Here is a 15,702-nt window from a genome sequence, read left to right as displayed (position 1 = left end):
GCAAGGAGCATAGTGTGGCCAGGGCCATGGACAATTCAGTATTAGAGACCATTCTGGCGCAGGTTCGCCCGTTAATTGGTCAGGGAAAAGTTGCCGATTATATTCCAGCGTTAGCCTGCGTCGAGGGTTCAAAACTGGGTATCGCCATATGTACCGTTGATGGACAACACTATCAGGCCGGTGATTCGCAGGAGCGCTTTTCCATTCAGTCTATTTCGAAGGTGCTGAGTCTGGCAGTGGCCATGCGTCACTACCAGGAAGATGAGATCTGGCAGCGGGTGGGAAAAGACCCTTCTGGTTCTCCCTTCAATTCGCTGGTGCAACTGGAAATGGAACAGGGCATTCCGCGCAATCCGTTTATTAACGCCGGTGCGTTAGTTATCTGCGACATGTTACAAGGGCGGCTGAGCGCCCCTCGCCAGCGTATGCTGGAGGTGGTGCGCGTCCTGAGCGGTGTTCCCGATATTGTTTATGATTCCACCGTGGCCCGTTCGGAATTCGAGCATTCGGCGCGCAATGCGGCGATTGCCTGGCTGATGAAATCATTCGGTAATTTTCAGCATGATGTGACGACGGTTTTGCAGAATTATTTTCACTATTGCGCGCTGAAAATGAATTGCGTTGAACTGGCCCGCACGTTTGTTTTTCTGGCGAATCAGGGACACGCTTTTCATCTTAATGATCCGGTGGTGACACCGATGCAGGCCAGACAAATTAACGCATTGATGGCAACCAGCGGAATGTATCAGAACGCCGGGGAATTTGCCTGGCGAGTCGGGTTACCTGCGAAATCGGGTGTCGGCGGCGGTATTGTTGCGATTGTGCCGCATGAAATGGCGATTGCTGTCTGGAGTCCTGAACTGGATACCGCTGGAAACTCTCTCGCAGGTATCGCCGTACTGGAACAACTGACTCAACAATTAGGACGCTCAGTCTACTGATGAACGTGCCAGACTCACTGTTTGCCCGGCTGTCTCGCTCTACATTTCGTTCCCGGTTTCGTCTTGGCGCGAAAGAGAGACAGTATTGCTGGGATAAAGGCGCGCAGGTTATCGATCAACACGCGGCGGACTTTGTAGCAAAACGGCTGGCCCCGGCGGTTCCCACCAATGATGGCAAGCAGACGCCCATGCGCGGTCATCCCGTTTTTATTGCCCAGCATGCCACGGCGACCTGTTGTCGTGGCTGTCTGGAAAAATGGCACCACATTCCGCAGGGGCAACCGCTCAACGAGGAGCAGCAAAAGTATGTGGTGGCAGTCATTCATCATTGGTTAGTTATTCAAATGAATCAGCGATAACAAAATAAACAATTCTCAGCGTGCTGGTAATCGCCATAAAATAACGCATGAAAACTTTGTGGTTTAAATAGTTACAATTCCTCTGGTTTGCAATATAACGTGATGTCCCTCTACGAGGGTGAGTCACTTATTGCAAATAAATCATGCTATGCTATTTAGAACACACTTGTTATGTCGAAATAATTGCCATTGGCAATTATATGGATAGATATTTAATGCACGCACCTTTCGCTTCTTCATTTCGCCCGTTCCGGGAAGATAATCCGTTACGTAATGCTTTCGTCCTTTTTATGGTCACCACGCTATTTTATTTTATTGGCGCGCAATTGCGTCTCGTTGAGGCGTTGTCTCTGTTTTGGCCCCTCAATGGCGTGATGGCAGGGGTGTTTGCCCGTTATGTCTGGCTTAACCGCCTTCATTTTTATGCCGTATGTTATGTCGCCATGCTGGCTTATGATGCCATCACCACCGAATGGGGAGTGGTGTCGCTAATCATTAATTTATCTAATATGGCCTTTATTATTACCTTTGCTCAGCTGGTATTGTGGGATAAACGACGGGGTAATAATACATATGAACCGATAAATGCCTTGCGTCTGTTTAATTATTGCCTGTTTGCTGCTTTATTGTGTGCATTATTCGGCGCGACAGGATCAATTGGCATTGACAGCCAATCATTTTGGCCGTTATTTGCCGACTGGTTTAGCGAACAATTCTCCACAGGGGTATTGATTGTACCCTGTATGCTGACGCTTTCTCTGCCAGCCACATTCATTCGGTTTAAACCGGAACAACTGATGCCGGTTGTGGCGTTGATGGTCTCGGTTGCAGCTTCGGTGATCATTGGTGGAGCAGGGAGCCTTGCCTTTCCGCTGCCCGCGCTTATCTGGTGTGCGGTGCGTTATCCTACGCCGATCACCTGCCTGTTGACCTTTGTGACCGGCGCGGTTGAGATAATCCTGGTTGCCAACTCCATTATCAATATCTCCGTGGCCTCACCGCTTTCGGCGCCGCACATGTTTTCAGCCCGGCTGGGAATTGCCACGATGGCGATTTGCCCGGTGATGGTCGCCGTCAGCGTTTCGGCAATCAATTCGCTGATAAGACAAGTTTCTTTGCGGGCAGATTTCGACTATTTGACGCGTGTCTATTCTCGTTCCGGCTTATTTGAAGCACTTAAAAAACGAGAACCACAGAAACCGCAGCACGTGACGGTAATGCTGCTGGATATTGATTATTTCAAACAGATTAATGACAACTTCGGTCATGAGTGCGGCGATCGGGTGTTAAGCGCCTTTGCCCGACACGTGCAAAAAATTGTCGGCGACAAAGGTCTTGTGGCCCGCATGGGCGGTGAAGAGTTTGCTGTAGTAGCTTCGTCTGCTGATAGCGCTGAGGGCATACAACTGGCGGAAAAAATCCGTAAAGCAGTGGAGTTGCAACCTTTCAGCTGGCAGCAGCAAACCCTTTATCTGACCGTGAGCATCGGTTTAGGTAATGGAACAACCGAATCATGCTCTTTAGCTGATCTGTTTAATACCCTTATCGTAGAAGCCGACGAATGTTTATATCGCTCGAAAAAAGAGGGGCGTAACCGGACCAGCGCCAGGTTCGACAACGCAGGCATTCTGCCCGGTACCGATGCGTGTCAGTGAAACATAACGCAATCCTATGGTTGCCGCGCTTGTGTAGAAAAAAGGGGCAGTGCATGGTAATGCAGTCAATCAAGGAGACTCTATGGCTGCCACTCATTCCTGTTTTATCCTCGATGCTGAGCGTATCCGTAACAGAATCAATGAACTGAGCGATGTGCTTGAGGATTGCGTCAATCAAGGCGCATCCGTCAGTTTTGTCTTGCCTTTTGGTCGCGAAAAATCCCTCCCTTTCTGGACGCAAGTCGCGCAGAGCGTGGCGACTGGAGAACGTATTGTCCTTGCGGCTGAAAATAGCGCGGGGATGATCATCGGTACGGTACAACTCCTGCTGGATCAACCTGAAAATCAACCGCACCGTGCCGATGTGGCAAAACTGTTGGTTCACTCGTCTGCGCGCAGGGACGGTATCGGCAGGCGTTTAATGGAGGGGCTGGAGATCTGTGCAAAGCAACATCATAAATCGCTGCTGGTGCTGGACACCGCAACGGGAAGTAATGCAGAGTTGTTCTACCAAAATTGCGGTTGGCTGAAAGCGGGGGAGATACCCGATTACGCACAAATGCCAGACGGAAAGCTGACAGGCACCACGGTTTTCTACAAATACCTGTGATTTGTGTTTGAGAGTTGATCAAAACAGGGGTTCATTGTATTAAAGTTTGCTAACCTGTTCTACCAATTCAATCAGGTTGTATGACTAATCCAAAAGGGAACTCATAGTGAAAACTCTAAACCGTCGCGATTTTCCTGGCGCCCATTATCCTGAGCGTATCATTCAGTTTGGCGAGGGGAACTTCCTGCGTGCTTTTGTTGACTGGCAAGTTGATTTACTGAACGAGCATACCGATTTGAATGCCGGCGTGGTGATTGTCCGTCCCATCGAAAGCGCATTCCCTCCGTCACTCAGTACGCAAGACGGTCTCTACACCACCATCATTCGCGGTTTGAACGAAAACGGCGAAGCGGTCAGCGATGCCCGCCTGATCCGTTCGGTGAACCGTGAAATCAGCGTGTATGGTGAATATGATGAATTCCTGAAACTGGCGCATAACCCTGACATCCGCTTTGTCTTCTCTAACACGACCGAAGCTGGGATCAGCTATCATGCGGGTGATAAATTTGATGATGCCCCTGCGGTCAGTTATCCGGCGAAACTCACCCGACTGCTGTTTGAACGCTACACTCACTTTGCTGGGGCGTCTGATAAAGGCTGGATAATCATTCCTTGCGAGCTGATTGACTATAATGGCGATGCGTTACGCGAGCTGGTTCAACGCTACGCAAAAGAGTGGGCGCTTCCTGAGGCATTCTTGCTGTGGTTAGATCAGGCAAACGCCTTCTGCTCGACGCTGGTGGATCGCATTGTGACCGGTTACCCGCGTGATGAAGTGGCACAACTTGAAGACACGCTGGGTTACCATGATGCGTTTCTCGATACCGCCGAACATTTCTACCTGTTTGTGATCCAGGGGCCGAAGTCACTGGCGTCTGAGTTGCGTCTTGATAAATATCCGCTGAATGTGCTGATCGTTGATGACATCAAGCCTTACAAAGAGCGTAAAGTGGCCATTCTGAATGGCGCGCATACGGCTCTGGTTCCGGTGGCGTTCCAGGCGGGTCTGGATACCGTTGGCGAAGCGATGAACGACGCTGAGATCTGCGCTTTTGTCGAAAAAGCCATTTATGAAGAAATTATCCCGGTACTCGATCTTCCGCGTGATGAGCTGGAGTCTTTTGCGAGCGCGGTGACCGGGCGTTTTCGTAATCCGTACATCAAGCATCAGTTACTTTCTATCGCCCTGAACGGGATGACGAAATTCCGTACCCGAATTTTACCTCAGTTACTGGCAGGGCAGCAGGCGGAGGGGAAATTACCTGCGCGTTTGACATTTGCGCTGGCCGCGCTGATTGCGTTTTATCGCGCAGAACGCAATGGGGAATCTTATCCGGTTCAGGACGATGCACACTGGATCGAGCGCTATCAGCAACTGTGGAATCAGCATCGCGATGGGGTGATCAGCACGCATGATCTGGTTAATACTGTGCTGGCAGTGGCTGAACACTGGGAACAAGACCTGACCCAGGTTTCCGGTCTTGTCGAGCAGGTCAGTGCCTGCCTGGATGCTATCCTGACGAAAGGAATGCGCGAAGCGGTGAAACCGCTGTGCTAATGACGCCTCGCTGAAGGTTGACCCGGTTTCGGCCGGGTTTTTAATAAATCCTTTTTAGTTACAACATACAGTGATGTGTATTAATAATAAGCCGGTCTGCAACACGAGCGCTGCTGGCGTCAATCAGTGAGAAAAAGGGGGTACCTCTCTTTTTAGAGACACTTGCAACATTGACAGCGATCACGTTTAATGTTTCCGCTTTCCCATTTTCCGAAGATAATCATGATTGTTCGACCTCAACAGCACTGGCTGCGCCAGATATTCGTCTGGCACGGCTCCGTTTTATCCAAAATCTTCTCCCGACTGCTCCTGAATTTCATCTTGTCTATCGCGGTTATCATTATGTTGCCGTGGTATACGATGCTAGGTATCAAATTTACCCTCGCGCCTTTCAGTATTCTCGGTGTCGCCATCGCCATATTTTTGGGTTTTCGCAACAATGCATGCTATGCGCGTTACGTGGAAGCCAGGCATTTGTGGGGGCAGTTGATGATTGCATCCCGCTCGTTACTGCGTGAAGTGAAAACCACGCTGCCAGACGATCGCGAATTAGGGCAGTTTGTCCGTCTGCAGATCGCCTTTGCACACTGTTTACGCATGACATTACGTCGACAACCGCAGGCAGAACCGTTGGCGAAATATCTCAGTGCCGAAGATCTGCAGCGCGTCTTTTCTTCCCATTCCCCGGCAAACCGCATTTTACTGTTGATGGGGGAGTGGCTGGCGGTTCGTCGGCGGGAAGGGCAACTGTCTGATATATTATTTCACAGTTTAAACAACAGGTTAAATGATATGTCGGCGGTGCTGGCAGGCTGCGAACGAATAGCGAATACCCCCATACCTTTTGCATACACCTTAATTTTGCATCGCACGGTGTATCTGTTTTGTATTATGTTGCCCTTCGCTCTGGTGATGGATTTGCACTATATGACGCCGTTTATTTCGGTGCTGATTTCTTATACGTTTATTTCGCTCGATACGCTGGCAGAAGAGCTGGAAGATCCGTTTGGTACTGAAAATAACGATCTACCGCTGGATGCAATTTGCAATGCCATCGAAATTGATTTGTTGCAGATGAACGATGAGACAACCGTTCCGGTTAAACAGATCCCAGACAGGCATTATCAGTTGACGTAAATACCGCATCGACAGCGTCGTCAAAACAGCCGGTTAAAAGAGCAACGGTGGGCGCATCATCAATCGCGCCTATCGAGCTTCCGCAACGGGGGCAAAAGGCTCTGCTGGAGAATTCAGATGAGCGCCAGGTCGCTGGTTTACCGCCTTTTCCCGTCCATTGAACATCCAGAGCATCAAATTCTACCCAACCGACGCTGTGCGCTCCGGTGTGTTTTTGACAGAGAGAACATGAGCAGGTGTGAGGATTTCTGGGCGAGAGGGCTCTGATACGGATAAAACCGCACAGACAGCCGCCGGTGTACACTTTCGTCATCGCCCATCTCCTGAAATTCGCGTCTCAGAACACTACCAGATGATCCGTTGAGCAACCAGTCCTCAGTGTTAAAAAGAAGAGGCGAGTTCAAACATCCTGATTGCTAACAATATTTAATGGCGCCGGCAGGCGTTCGGGATTGATGGTTGCCTGCTGTTCATCTATTGTGATTCAGTTCAATTAAGACATGATGTCTGAGAAGGCGTCATACCGCATTCACATATTATTGATCATTGAGCAGAAACCATGACATCAACGAATTTCTATCCAATTGGCACTCCCGGACAGCCCTGGGGAGAATCTGAGCGTGAGCAATGGCGTAAGAACCAGTTACCGTCACGGTCCTATGACGATGTGTTAAGTCAAATCCGAGAGCTTGGCAACGAATATAAGATTGTTAAGTACGGTGAAATAACCTGTGCCGGTGATACCTATTCCTTAATGGCGCTGCGCAGTGTTGACTGGGATGAATCTTTACCGGCGGCTCTCGTCACCGGGGGCGTACATGGCTATGAGACCAGCGGTGTGTTGGGCGCGCTGCGGTTTTTACAAGAACACGGGCAAGAATACAAAGGCAAAATGAATTTGTTGGTTGCGCCTTGTGTCAGTCCGTGGGCATTTGAACGGATATCACGCTGGAATTATCATCTCGTCGATCCGAACAGAAGTTTTTACGCCGAAGGCAAAGCGGAAGAGTCCCAGGCGCTGATGTCGCTGATTGCGCCGCTGAAGGAACAATTTCGGGTACATATTGATCTCCATGAAACAACGGATAGCGACGAAAGTGAATTCCGTCCGGCTCTCGCGGCCAGGGATGGTAAGCAATATATTCCGGACATCGTCCCGGATGGATTTTATCTGGTCAGCGACGAAGATAATTCTCAACTGGATTTCCAGAAGGCAATCATCGCTGCTGTTGAAAAAGTGACCCACATAGCACCTTCCAACGCCGAAGGGGAAATGCTGGGATTTCGGGTCGCAAGTCCTGGGGTCGTTGAATATCCGAATAGTCACTATCATCTTTGTTCTACGATGACCGGTGCTCGTTATACCACGACCACCGAAGTGTATCCGGACAGCGCAAAAACCAATCCGGAACAATGCATCATTGCCCAGGTCGAGGCGGTGAAAGCCGCGCTGAACTTCGCGCTGGAGCATTAAAAGTCAGCGGATTACCAAAACGAATATAGCAGCCAGAAAAGGCTGCTATATATAATACAAAAACATACAACTATTTTTCGATCACCCTGACTGTTGCTGCTGGTACATTTCTACCAGTTTCTGTTTTTGTTCTTTTGTCAGCATTTTACTGACATTGGTGTAATACGTTATTCGACAACGCGCGGCTTGCTCATGTAAATTATTCTGCACGGTCATTTGTTGTTCAAATAATGCTTCATCCACTTTGCCTTCTTTTACCATATTCAAAAATATCTGCGGTTGGAATTTGCTGGCATCGATATTATTCATGCATTCCTGAGCGCTGGCGTGTAATTGTATCAATTGGTTTTTCTGCGATTTATCCAGTTGCAGAACACTCCCGAAGGTTTCAGGCTGTGGGGTTGAAGGCTCGGCAGCCAGTGTCATACCAGAAAAAATGAATGTTGATAAACCTAATGCGATGGTCGGAAATTTCATCAGATGCTTCTCCATGTGTTTGAGTGGATACCACTGTATCCGAAACATCGTCCTTAAAAAGTCCCAAATGAAACTTTTGCGTCAGTGATTTTTGGCGCAAAAAAAACTCTGCCGCAAATACTCCGTGGCAGAGAAATCGGACTTTCAAGGTTTATAGAATACCTGACAACCAGGGTCAGGCACCCAAAAAATTCTAAACGCAAATAATTGTCTTCGTCAAATTTTGCAAAGTCCAAAATGGAACTTAATTCATGCATCTTGAGGCGTATATTTTGCCCTGAAATTAAAACAACATTTTTCGGACTTAAAGGCAGAATGTAATGAAAAACAGTTACCAGTATATCCTGGGTGGGCTGGTTATTTCCTGCTCGCTTCTTTTAACGGCGTGCGATCGCACGGCTTCAACGCCTGTCACCCATCCTCCTCATCCGGTTGGCGTGGTGACGTTGCGAACGCAGCCACTCGCCGTTCAGACCGAGTTGCCTGGCCGCGTGTCGGCATTTCGTGTCGCCGACGTTCGTCCACAGGTGAACGGGATCATCCTGAAGCGCCATTTCGTTGAAGGTAGCCACGTCACTGCGGGGGAATCGTTGTATCAGATCGACCCCAGTACTTATCAGGCCGCGCTGAATAGCGCCAAAGGCGATCTGGCGAAAGCGACTGCCGCTGCCACTCAGGCGCATTTAACGGCCAATCGATATCGGGCGCTGATTAAAACGCACTATGTCAGCCAGCAAGATTATGACACTGCCGTTGCCAACGCGGAGCAGGCTGACGCGCAGGTGATCGCGCAACAAGCGGTCGTCGAGCAGGCGCAAATCAACCTCAATTACACCCGGGTGACGTCTCCCATCTCCGGCATTATCGGTAAATCGAATGTCACGGAAGGGGCGTTGGTGACGGATAGCCAATCGTCTGCGCTGGCGACAGTGCAACAGCTGGACCCGGTCTATATCGATGTGACCCAGTCCAGCGATGACTTCCTTAACTTAAAAAGCGAGATGGAAAAGGGGGAGATCAAACAGCAAAACGGTAAAGCGGAAGTGTTGCTGCAACTGGACAATGGACGGCTCTATCCTCAGCAGTGCAGGCTGGAGTTCTCTGACGTCACGGTCGATCAAACCACAGGCTCCATCACGGTACGTGCGGAGTGTCCTAATCCTGACAACACGCTGCTGCCGGGGATGTTCGTGCGGGCGCACCTGACGGAAGGCATGCGCGAGAATGCTCTGCTGGTTCCGCAGCAGGCAATTACCCGTACCCCACGCGGTGAAGCTACCGCCATGGTGGTCGACAGCCATAATCATGCGCAGCTTCGCCAGGTACAGGCAGCCCAGGCGATGGGTAATCAGTGGCGGGTCACGTCTGGATTAGCCGCAGGGGATCGGGTGATCGTCACAGGACAACTGATGTTGCGACCCGGTATGCCGGTCGCCGCCACCGAGGACGACAGTATGGCGGCGTGGACTCAGGGTTCCGGAGCGGGGAAATAAGCAATGTCGAACTTCTTTATCAGCCGCCCGATTTTTGCCTGGGTTATCGCGCTTGTCCTGATGCTGGCCGGTGGACTTTCAATTCTCAAACTGCCGGTGTCGCAGTATCCGACCATCGCGCCGCCTGCCGTGCAGATAACTGCCAGCTATCCGGGAGCGGATGCTAAAACGGTAGAAGACACAGTCACTCAGGTTATCGAACAGAAAATGAATGGTCTGGACGGACTGATGTACATGTCCTCCAACAGCGACGCGATGGGGAATGCCACCATCACGCTGACCTTTACCAACGGCACCGATCCGGATATTGCGCAGGTCCAGGTGCAGAACAAACTGCAACTGGCGATGCCGTTGCTGCCCGCCACGGTACAAAGTATGGGGATTAACGTTCAGAAAGCGAGCAGTAGCTTTTTGATGGTGGTGGGGTTTACCGGTCAGAAAGGCAGTGCGTTGACGCAAGCCGACCTGGCGGACTATGTCGCTTCGACCGTGCAGGACCCTATCAGTCGGACGCAGGGGGTTGGCCAGGTGCAACTTTTTGGCGCCCAGTACGCAATGCGCGTATGGCTGGATCCGAATAAGTTGAACAATTATCAACTCACCACCGAAGAGGTCGTGCGAGCCATTAAATCGCAGAACAACCAGATAGCAGGCGGTCAATTAGGGGCGTTGCCTGCGCCATCGTCCCAGCGTCTCAACGCGTCGATCATTGCGCAAACCCGATTAAGCACGCCGCAGCAGTTTGGCAATATCATTCTTCGCGTCAATGAAGATGGTTCACAGGTTCGCTTACGTGATGTCGCACGCATTGAACTGGGAAGTGAAAATTACAGTTCCAGCGCTGAATACAACGGTCGTCCGGCGGCAGGATTGGGGATCAAACTGGCGACAGGCGCGAACGCGCTGGATACCGCCAAAGCCGTCAAAGCGGAGATTGACACTCTGAAGCCATTTTTCCCTGCGGGCATGAAAGTCGTGTATCCGTACGACACGACGCCGTTTGTGAAAATTTCCATTCACGAAGTGGTGAAGACGCTGTTTGAGGCGATCGTGCTGGTATTCCTGGTGATGTATCTGTTTATGCAGAACATCCGCGCCACGTTGATCCCAACGATTGCGGTTCCGGTGGTGCTGCTGGGAACGTTCGGCGTGCTGGCCGCCTGTGGATTTTCCATCAATACGTTGACCATGTTCGGCATGGTACTGGCGATAGGTCTGTTGGTGGATGATGCCATTGTGGTGGTTGAAAACGTCGAGCGCGTCATGAAAGAGGAGGGGCTTTCCCCGGTTGACGCCACGCGTAAATCAATGGGACAGATACAGGGGGCGCTGGTTGGCATCACGATGGTACTTTGCGCAGTCTTCGTTCCGATGGCTTTCTTTGGCGGTTCGACGGGGGCAATTTATCGTCAGTTCTCCGTGACGATAGTCTCCGCAATGGTGCTTTCGGTCACGGTGGCGATGATCCTGACGCCAGCCTTGTGCGCTACGCTGCTGAAACCCGGTAGCCATCTCCCGCTGCGCGGTTTTTTCGCCTGGTTTAACCGGATGTTTGATCGCAGTACGGACCATTACCAGAACAGCGTTGGGCGAATTGTACGCAAGACCGGCCGCATGATGGCGATCTATCTGCTGATTGTGGCTGGTATGACGGCGATGTTTGTTTTCCTGCCCACCTCATTCTTACCGGATGAGGATCAGGGGGTATTTATGAACATGGTGCAATTGCCCGCTGGGGCGACGCAATCACGAACTCAGGCTAGTCTGGATAAAGTGACGCAATATTATTTGCATAACGAAGCGGCCAATGTGAACTCCGTGTTTACCGTCGCGGGATTTGGATTCAATGGCAATGGGCAAAACAACGGTCTGGCCTTTGTCAGCCTGAAAGACTGGTCAGCCCGAAAAGGGGCGGAAAATCGTGTGGAATCGATCATTTCGCGCGCTAACCGGACTTTTGCCCGCACCATTCATGATGGCGTTGCCTTTGCCTTTAATCTGCCGGCGATTACCGATTTAGGCACAGCGACAGGCTTTGACTTTGAGCTTATCGACAAAGCCAACCGGGGGCATGCCGCACTGACTCAGGCGCGTAACCAGTTATTGATGATGACACATAAATTTCCGAATGTGGTGACCAAAGTCCGTCCGAATGGACTGGAGGACGCGCCACAATTGAAACTGGATATTGATCAACAGAAAGCGGAGGCGCTCGGGGTCTCCAATGACGCGATAAATAACACGATCTCCACGGCGCTGGGGGGAACATATGTTAATGATTTTCTTGATCGTGGACGGGTGAAGAAGGTCTATGTTCAGGCGGATCAGGCTTATCGTATGTTGCCGGATGATATTAACAGCTGGTACGTCTTGGGTGAACATAATCAGATGGTTCCGTTCTCGGCCTTTGCCCACGCTCACTGGGAGTATGGTTCACCCCGTCTTGAACGCTACAACGGCCAGTCTTCTATGGAGATCCTCGGAGAACCCGCGCCGGGTCGTAGCTCGGGTCAGGCAATGATGCTGATGGAAAAACTTGCGGCGAAACTGCCGCCTGGATTTGGCTATCAATGGACCGGGATGTCGTATCAACAGCAACAGTCGGGAAATCAGGCTCCCGCTCTGTATGCCATTTCGCTGGTTGTCGTGTTTCTGTGTCTGGCGGCGCTCTATGAAAGCTGGTCTGTGCCGTTTGCCGTGATGTTGGTTGTTCCGTTGGGGGTGATTGGCGCACTGGCAGGGGCGACACTGCGTGGGTTGAACAATGATGTCTACTTCCAGGTGGGGTTATTAACGACGATGGGGTTATCAGCCAAGAACGCCATTTTGATCGTCGAATTCGCCAAAGAGTTGATGGAAAAAGAGGGGAAACCGTTGCTGGACGCGACGCTTGAAGCCGTGCGAATGCGCTTGCGACCCATCCTGATGACGTCGCTGGCGTTTATTCTCGGGGTACAGCCGCTGGTTATCAGCAACGGCGCCGGAAGCGGGGCGCAGAACGCGGTTGGTACTGGCGTGATGGGCGGGATGATTAGCGCCACGCTGTTGGCCATTTTCTTCGTGCCAGTATTTTATGTGGTGGTGATGCGCCGTTTTGCAAAGAAAAAATAATACTCAATAGCGCAATGGCAGGTGAACAATACTGACCAGTTTGCCGCGTTGCGCTTCCACATAACCGCCTTCAGTCAGGTCCTTCAGGATCCGTAACACCGTACTGCGGGAGAGTTTTGTCGTGGAAAGAATATAGTTAAGGATGGAGTTGTTCTGGCGAAACACGTCATTTTGTTTTTCCAGCTCCAGCAGCTTGCCGCGAACCATATCGTAGGCGCTGTCATTCAGCAGGTGCAGATCGCGCCAGGTGGAAAAATGGAGGTGAAAAGCGAGCACTTTGGTCACATCTTCCCAGAGATGGGGCTGATGATGAAATACGTTTTGCGTCTTCTGCCCGGAAATGACAAACACATCGCTTTCAGGTGCGAAACGAACGTAGGTGGTATCCCCAAATGGCAAAACCAGTTCAGCGAGACCAAAAATATGCGGTGCCACCGCCATGCTGAGTTCAAGATCATCCTGTTTACGGTGTAGCCAGAAATGACCCCGGGTAAGCAGGTAAATTTCTGGTCCGTTTTTATGAAAACTACGGGGGCGGCGAACAACCATTTGTTCAGCGACAGGCAACAGAGCATCCAGTAAACGCTGAATACTTTCTTGCGGCTTGAGTGCCAGAATTTTATTCAGCGTGAGCTGAAAGTTGTCGTCAGGGCGCGGTGTTGTTGATGTCGTCATCACAATATATTCAGGAAATAAGGTGTTTGCGAAGCGTATTGTCTGCTTAAACCTTAGAGTAAAAATGCCTTCTCATCAAATGGTTGATGAGACTGGCTTCATTATTTTTTATGAGGAAAATACTATGCGATTAACCAAAATCTTCTCGCTGACATTATTGTGCGTTGTCCTTGCCGGTTGTGCAGGAAAACCGGAGATTCAGAGCGATTACGATCATACCGTGAATTTTAGCCAGTATCAGACGTTCAATTTTGTGAAACCGGCAAAAGGGTATTATCTGACGCTGCAGCAAAAATATATTCAGGAGGCGATAGCTCAGCAAATGACCCAACGCGGATATAAAAAGAGTGAAAATCCTGATTTGCTGATCTATGCGCATCCTGCGCAGGAAGGTGAAAAAGAGGTGTCCTTTACGCCAGCCTTTGTTGGCTGGGGCGGTGCGTGGGACTGGCAAACATATGATCAGTCCGTCAGCGACTGGACCAAAAACAGCCTGAACATTGATGTTGTTGATCCGCATAAAAAACAGCAAGTCTGGCGCGGTACGATCACTCAGGTATCTCCAGGTGAAGCGAAAGACGTCGGTGAACTCGAAATCCAACGAGCCGTCGCAGGGGTATTTAAAAGCTACCCGGTTAAACCGTGAAGGGCTTAATTCTCTAACAAATGAAAAGGGATTTTCATTCAATTTGATAGTAAAATCGACAACCATCGTATCTGCGCCTTGCATTAGTGACGATACAATTACCGACTGAAAGGGAATTCCTTTCATGTGAAAATATTCAGCTCAGGAAGAATATCATGAAGAATTGCGCGGTTTTATGGGTTGCAGCGGTTTCTTTCCCTTTGGCGGCGCAAGGGAATATCAATACAATAAAACCCACGGCATTTATTGCGCTGAAAAAAGGCAGTGAGCAATATACAGGCGTATGCAACGCCGCAGCAAACCGTTGTGGGGAAGAAACAACGGTCTGGAAAGCAAAAGGGCTGGAAGATGTTTTTTACTTAATAGAACCCACACTTGAGATGATAAAATTCCGCAAAAAAAATGACGATTACATCAATGAAGGGCAATGGAAGTTCGACAATAAAAATGACGATGAAAATGCGATGAGTGAAGACCTGGTAAAAGATAAGGTATACATCTATCCGGCTTTATATCCCTTGAGCAAAACAAAACAGGCAATTGCTTTAGTGACGAAATGGCAGGCATTGTATTCCGGTGGTAGCCGTGAAGAGGAGTATGCTGATTTTATCATGCTTAATGATGATGGCTCATCTCAGGTGGCATTTAAAGACGTCCTTTTTTCATCAAAGGCGATGATCAGGGCATGTTTTACCGCAGAAGAGTATGCCAAAACCTCACACTGCCATGATGAAGATTGGGCGCTTCTGAACCTGAAGTTTATTGATGAGGGTAAAGAGTATTACTCATGGAAGTTTATTACCAAATCATACACTTGGCCCGCGTTTGTTGAAAAAGCATCCACTCAGCCAAAAATAACGGAACGTGTCGCCTGGCCGTTCCAGTAGAGAATACGTTGTTAAAAGCGATATGGTCGGCAAACCTGTCTGGATGGAGCTAGTCTAGTCCGTTTGACTTTGGTACAAAAAATTCTTTATAGACATGAACAGGATACATTTCATTGCTGTTTTCAATGTAAGAAGATTTAACCAGTTTCGCATTGTCAATAATGCTAAGCATTCGCTCATCTATATTTTTAATTTTAATTGATTCGTTCACTACAGACTCATCAAGATAAGAGATCCCGTTAGAGCTTGGAATATAAAGCGGCTTCAGGTTGCTGTTGTTTTCCTTGGATGCTATCGTATAATACTCAATATTGACAAAATTATAAAGAGCAGGAGCTAAAATTATTCTAGAGAGTTTAATGATCCCACCAGGATTAAGTCGAGCCCCTCCTGTTTGCTCCACGCCAAAATAAATGAATATTTTAGATGTTTTTTCAGGAAAAAACATTCCGTATATATTACCTTTGGATTTTATATTGCTCTGAATGTTACTAGTAGACGACAGGAAATGTTCGGTAACCCATCGTGTAGTAAATTGATAATTCAACTCGATAGGTGTCTCCCTTTCATTGCTAATGGATGTGTCTTTATCTATAAAGGATTCCATTCCTTCTGGTAATACTATTCTATACGTTGTGGCTTGAAGATATCCATCATTTAAAAAAATAGAGCTATCCCC

The 15,702-nt window shown here is 49.4% G+C and carries 15 protein-coding genes; 11 read left to right on the top strand and 4 right to left on the bottom strand.

The features are described 5' to 3' along the window. Window positions 1-14: 14 nt before the first annotated feature. The 6 genes from glsB to NNO04_RS16010 all read left to right on the top strand — a co-directional run bounded on the left by glsB (window position 15) and on the right by NNO04_RS16010 (window position 6,260). Window positions 15-941, top strand: coding sequence for a glutaminase B (gene glsB / locus NNO04_RS16035; protein ID WP_271445537.1), 927 nt, complete (start codon window positions 15-17; stop codon window positions 939-941). Next, complete coding sequence (locus NNO04_RS16030; RefSeq protein ID WP_271445536.1) at window positions 941-1,300, top strand: DUF4186 domain-containing protein; 360 nt, start codon at window positions 941-943, stop codon at window positions 1,298-1,300. Before glsB ends, NNO04_RS16030 begins: the two co-directional genes overlap by 1 nt. Before the next feature lie 215 nt (window positions 1,301-1,515). Next, window positions 1,516-2,955 carry a GGDEF domain-containing protein gene (locus NNO04_RS16025; protein WP_271445535.1) on the top strand — a complete coding sequence of 480 codons (1,440 nt, stop codon included), beginning with the start codon at window positions 1,516-1,518 and terminating at the stop codon, window positions 2,953-2,955. Window positions 2,956-3,037: 82 nt separating this feature from the next. Beyond that, a complete protein-coding gene (locus NNO04_RS16020) occupies window positions 3,038-3,565 on the top strand; it encodes a GNAT family N-acetyltransferase (RefSeq protein ID WP_271445534.1) in 528 nt (175 codons plus the stop codon). A 106-nt stretch (window positions 3,566-3,671) separates the two neighbouring features. Next, window positions 3,672-5,123, top strand: coding sequence for a tagaturonate reductase (locus tag NNO04_RS16015; RefSeq protein WP_271445533.1), 1,452 nt, complete (start codon window positions 3,672-3,674; stop codon window positions 5,121-5,123). 222 nt (window positions 5,124-5,345) lie between these two features. Further along, window positions 5,346-6,260 carry a bestrophin family protein gene (locus tag NNO04_RS16010; protein ID WP_271445532.1) on the top strand — a complete coding sequence of 305 codons (915 nt, stop codon included), beginning with the start codon at window positions 5,346-5,348 and terminating at the stop codon, window positions 6,258-6,260. On the opposite strand, the gene NNO04_RS16005 is transcribed toward NNO04_RS16010, so the two are convergent. After that, the gene (locus NNO04_RS16005) at window positions 6,223-6,573 is read right to left on the bottom strand and encodes a GFA family protein (RefSeq protein WP_271445531.1); all 351 of its coding nucleotides are present in this window, start codon (window positions 6,571-6,573) and stop codon (window positions 6,223-6,225) included. The two genes, NNO04_RS16010 and NNO04_RS16005, sit on opposite strands and share 38 nt — an antisense overlap. Window positions 6,574-6,819: 246 nt before the next feature. On the opposite strand from NNO04_RS16005, the gene NNO04_RS16000 reads away from it, so the two are divergent. Then, on the top strand, window positions 6,820-7,734 hold the full coding sequence (locus NNO04_RS16000) for a M14 family metallopeptidase (RefSeq protein ID WP_271445530.1): 915 nt from the start codon (window positions 6,820-6,822) through the stop codon (window positions 7,732-7,734). 81 nt (window positions 7,735-7,815) lie between these two features. Here NNO04_RS16000 and NNO04_RS15995 read toward each other — a convergent pair whose 3' ends face one another. Then, complete coding sequence (locus tag NNO04_RS15995; protein WP_271445529.1) at window positions 7,816-8,226, bottom strand: hypothetical protein; 411 nt, start codon at window positions 8,224-8,226, stop codon at window positions 7,816-7,818. Window positions 8,227-8,531: 305 nt separating this feature from the next. On the opposite strand from NNO04_RS15995, the gene NNO04_RS15990 reads away from it, so the two are divergent. Beyond that, window positions 8,532-9,704 carry an efflux RND transporter periplasmic adaptor subunit gene (locus NNO04_RS15990; RefSeq protein WP_271445528.1) on the top strand — a complete coding sequence of 391 codons (1,173 nt, stop codon included), beginning with the start codon at window positions 8,532-8,534 and terminating at the stop codon, window positions 9,702-9,704. Between the two features lie 3 nt (window positions 9,705-9,707). Beyond that, window positions 9,708-12,815 carry an efflux RND transporter permease subunit gene (locus tag NNO04_RS15985; RefSeq protein ID WP_271445527.1) on the top strand — a complete coding sequence of 1,036 codons (3,108 nt, stop codon included), beginning with the start codon at window positions 9,708-9,710 and terminating at the stop codon, window positions 12,813-12,815. A 3-nt stretch (window positions 12,816-12,818) separates the two neighbouring features. On the opposite strand, the gene NNO04_RS15980 is transcribed toward NNO04_RS15985, so the two are convergent. Further along, entirely contained in the window at window positions 12,819-13,490 is a 672-nt protein-coding gene (locus NNO04_RS15980) for a helix-turn-helix domain-containing protein (protein WP_271445526.1), read from the bottom strand. Window positions 13,491-13,614: 124 nt separating this feature from the next. On the opposite strand from NNO04_RS15980, the gene NNO04_RS15975 reads away from it, so the two are divergent. Together NNO04_RS15975 and NNO04_RS15970 are read left to right on the top strand one after the other, a co-directional pair. After that, window positions 13,615-14,136: a DUF4136 domain-containing protein gene (locus NNO04_RS15975; protein WP_271445525.1), complete on the top strand. Its 522-nt coding sequence runs from the start codon at window positions 13,615-13,617 to the stop codon at window positions 14,134-14,136. Between the two features lie 155 nt (window positions 14,137-14,291). Beyond that, entirely contained in the window at window positions 14,292-15,023 is a 732-nt protein-coding gene (locus NNO04_RS15970; RefSeq protein ID WP_271445524.1) for a hypothetical protein, read from the top strand. A gap of 49 nt (window positions 15,024-15,072) precedes the next feature. Here the strand turns inward: NNO04_RS15970 and NNO04_RS15965 are convergent. Further along, on the bottom strand, window positions 15,073-15,702 hold a 630-nt coding region (locus tag NNO04_RS15965; RefSeq protein ID WP_271445523.1), incomplete at its 5' end, for a hypothetical protein.

The sequence above is a fragment of the Citrobacter sp. Awk 4 genome (assembly GCF_028069725.1).
GTDB lineage: Bacteria > Pseudomonadota > Gammaproteobacteria > Enterobacterales > Enterobacteriaceae > Citrobacter_D.
This window is presented reverse-complemented; position numbering and strand designations above follow the sequence as displayed.

What these genes read in the sequence shown, in the direction of transcription:
- NNO04_RS15985 (WP_271445527.1), top strand. Translation starts at nt 9,708, where the DNA reads ATGTCGAACTTCTTTATCAGCCGCCCGATTTTTGCCTGGGTTATCGCG.
- NNO04_RS15990 (WP_271445528.1), top strand. Translation starts at nt 8,532, where the DNA reads ATGAAAAACAGTTACCAGTATATCCTGGGTGGGCTGGTTATTTCCTGC.
- NNO04_RS15975 (WP_271445525.1), top strand. Translation starts at nt 13,615, where the DNA reads ATGCGATTAACCAAAATCTTCTCGCTGACATTATTGTGCGTTGTCCTT.
- NNO04_RS16000 (WP_271445530.1), top strand. Translation starts at nt 6,820, where the DNA reads ATGACATCAACGAATTTCTATCCAATTGGCACTCCCGGACAGCCCTGG.
- NNO04_RS16010 (WP_271445532.1), top strand. Translation starts at nt 5,346, where the DNA reads ATGATTGTTCGACCTCAACAGCACTGGCTGCGCCAGATATTCGTCTGG.
- NNO04_RS15995 (WP_271445529.1), bottom strand. Translation starts at nt 8,226, where the DNA reads ATGGAGAAGCATCTGATGAAATTTCCGACCATCGCATTAGGTTTATCA.
- NNO04_RS16025 (WP_271445535.1), top strand. Translation starts at nt 1,516, where the DNA reads ATGCACGCACCTTTCGCTTCTTCATTTCGCCCGTTCCGGGAAGATAAT.
- NNO04_RS15980 (WP_271445526.1), bottom strand. Translation starts at nt 13,490, where the DNA reads ATGACGACATCAACAACACCGCGCCCTGACGACAACTTTCAGCTCACG.
- NNO04_RS16005 (WP_271445531.1), bottom strand. Translation starts at nt 6,573, where the DNA reads ATGACGAAAGTGTACACCGGCGGCTGTCTGTGCGGTTTTATCCGTATC.
- NNO04_RS16030 (WP_271445536.1), top strand. Translation starts at nt 941, where the DNA reads ATGAACGTGCCAGACTCACTGTTTGCCCGGCTGTCTCGCTCTACATTT.
- NNO04_RS16020 (WP_271445534.1), top strand. Translation starts at nt 3,038, where the DNA reads ATGGCTGCCACTCATTCCTGTTTTATCCTCGATGCTGAGCGTATCCGT.
- NNO04_RS15970 (WP_271445524.1), top strand. Translation starts at nt 14,292, where the DNA reads ATGAAGAATTGCGCGGTTTTATGGGTTGCAGCGGTTTCTTTCCCTTTG.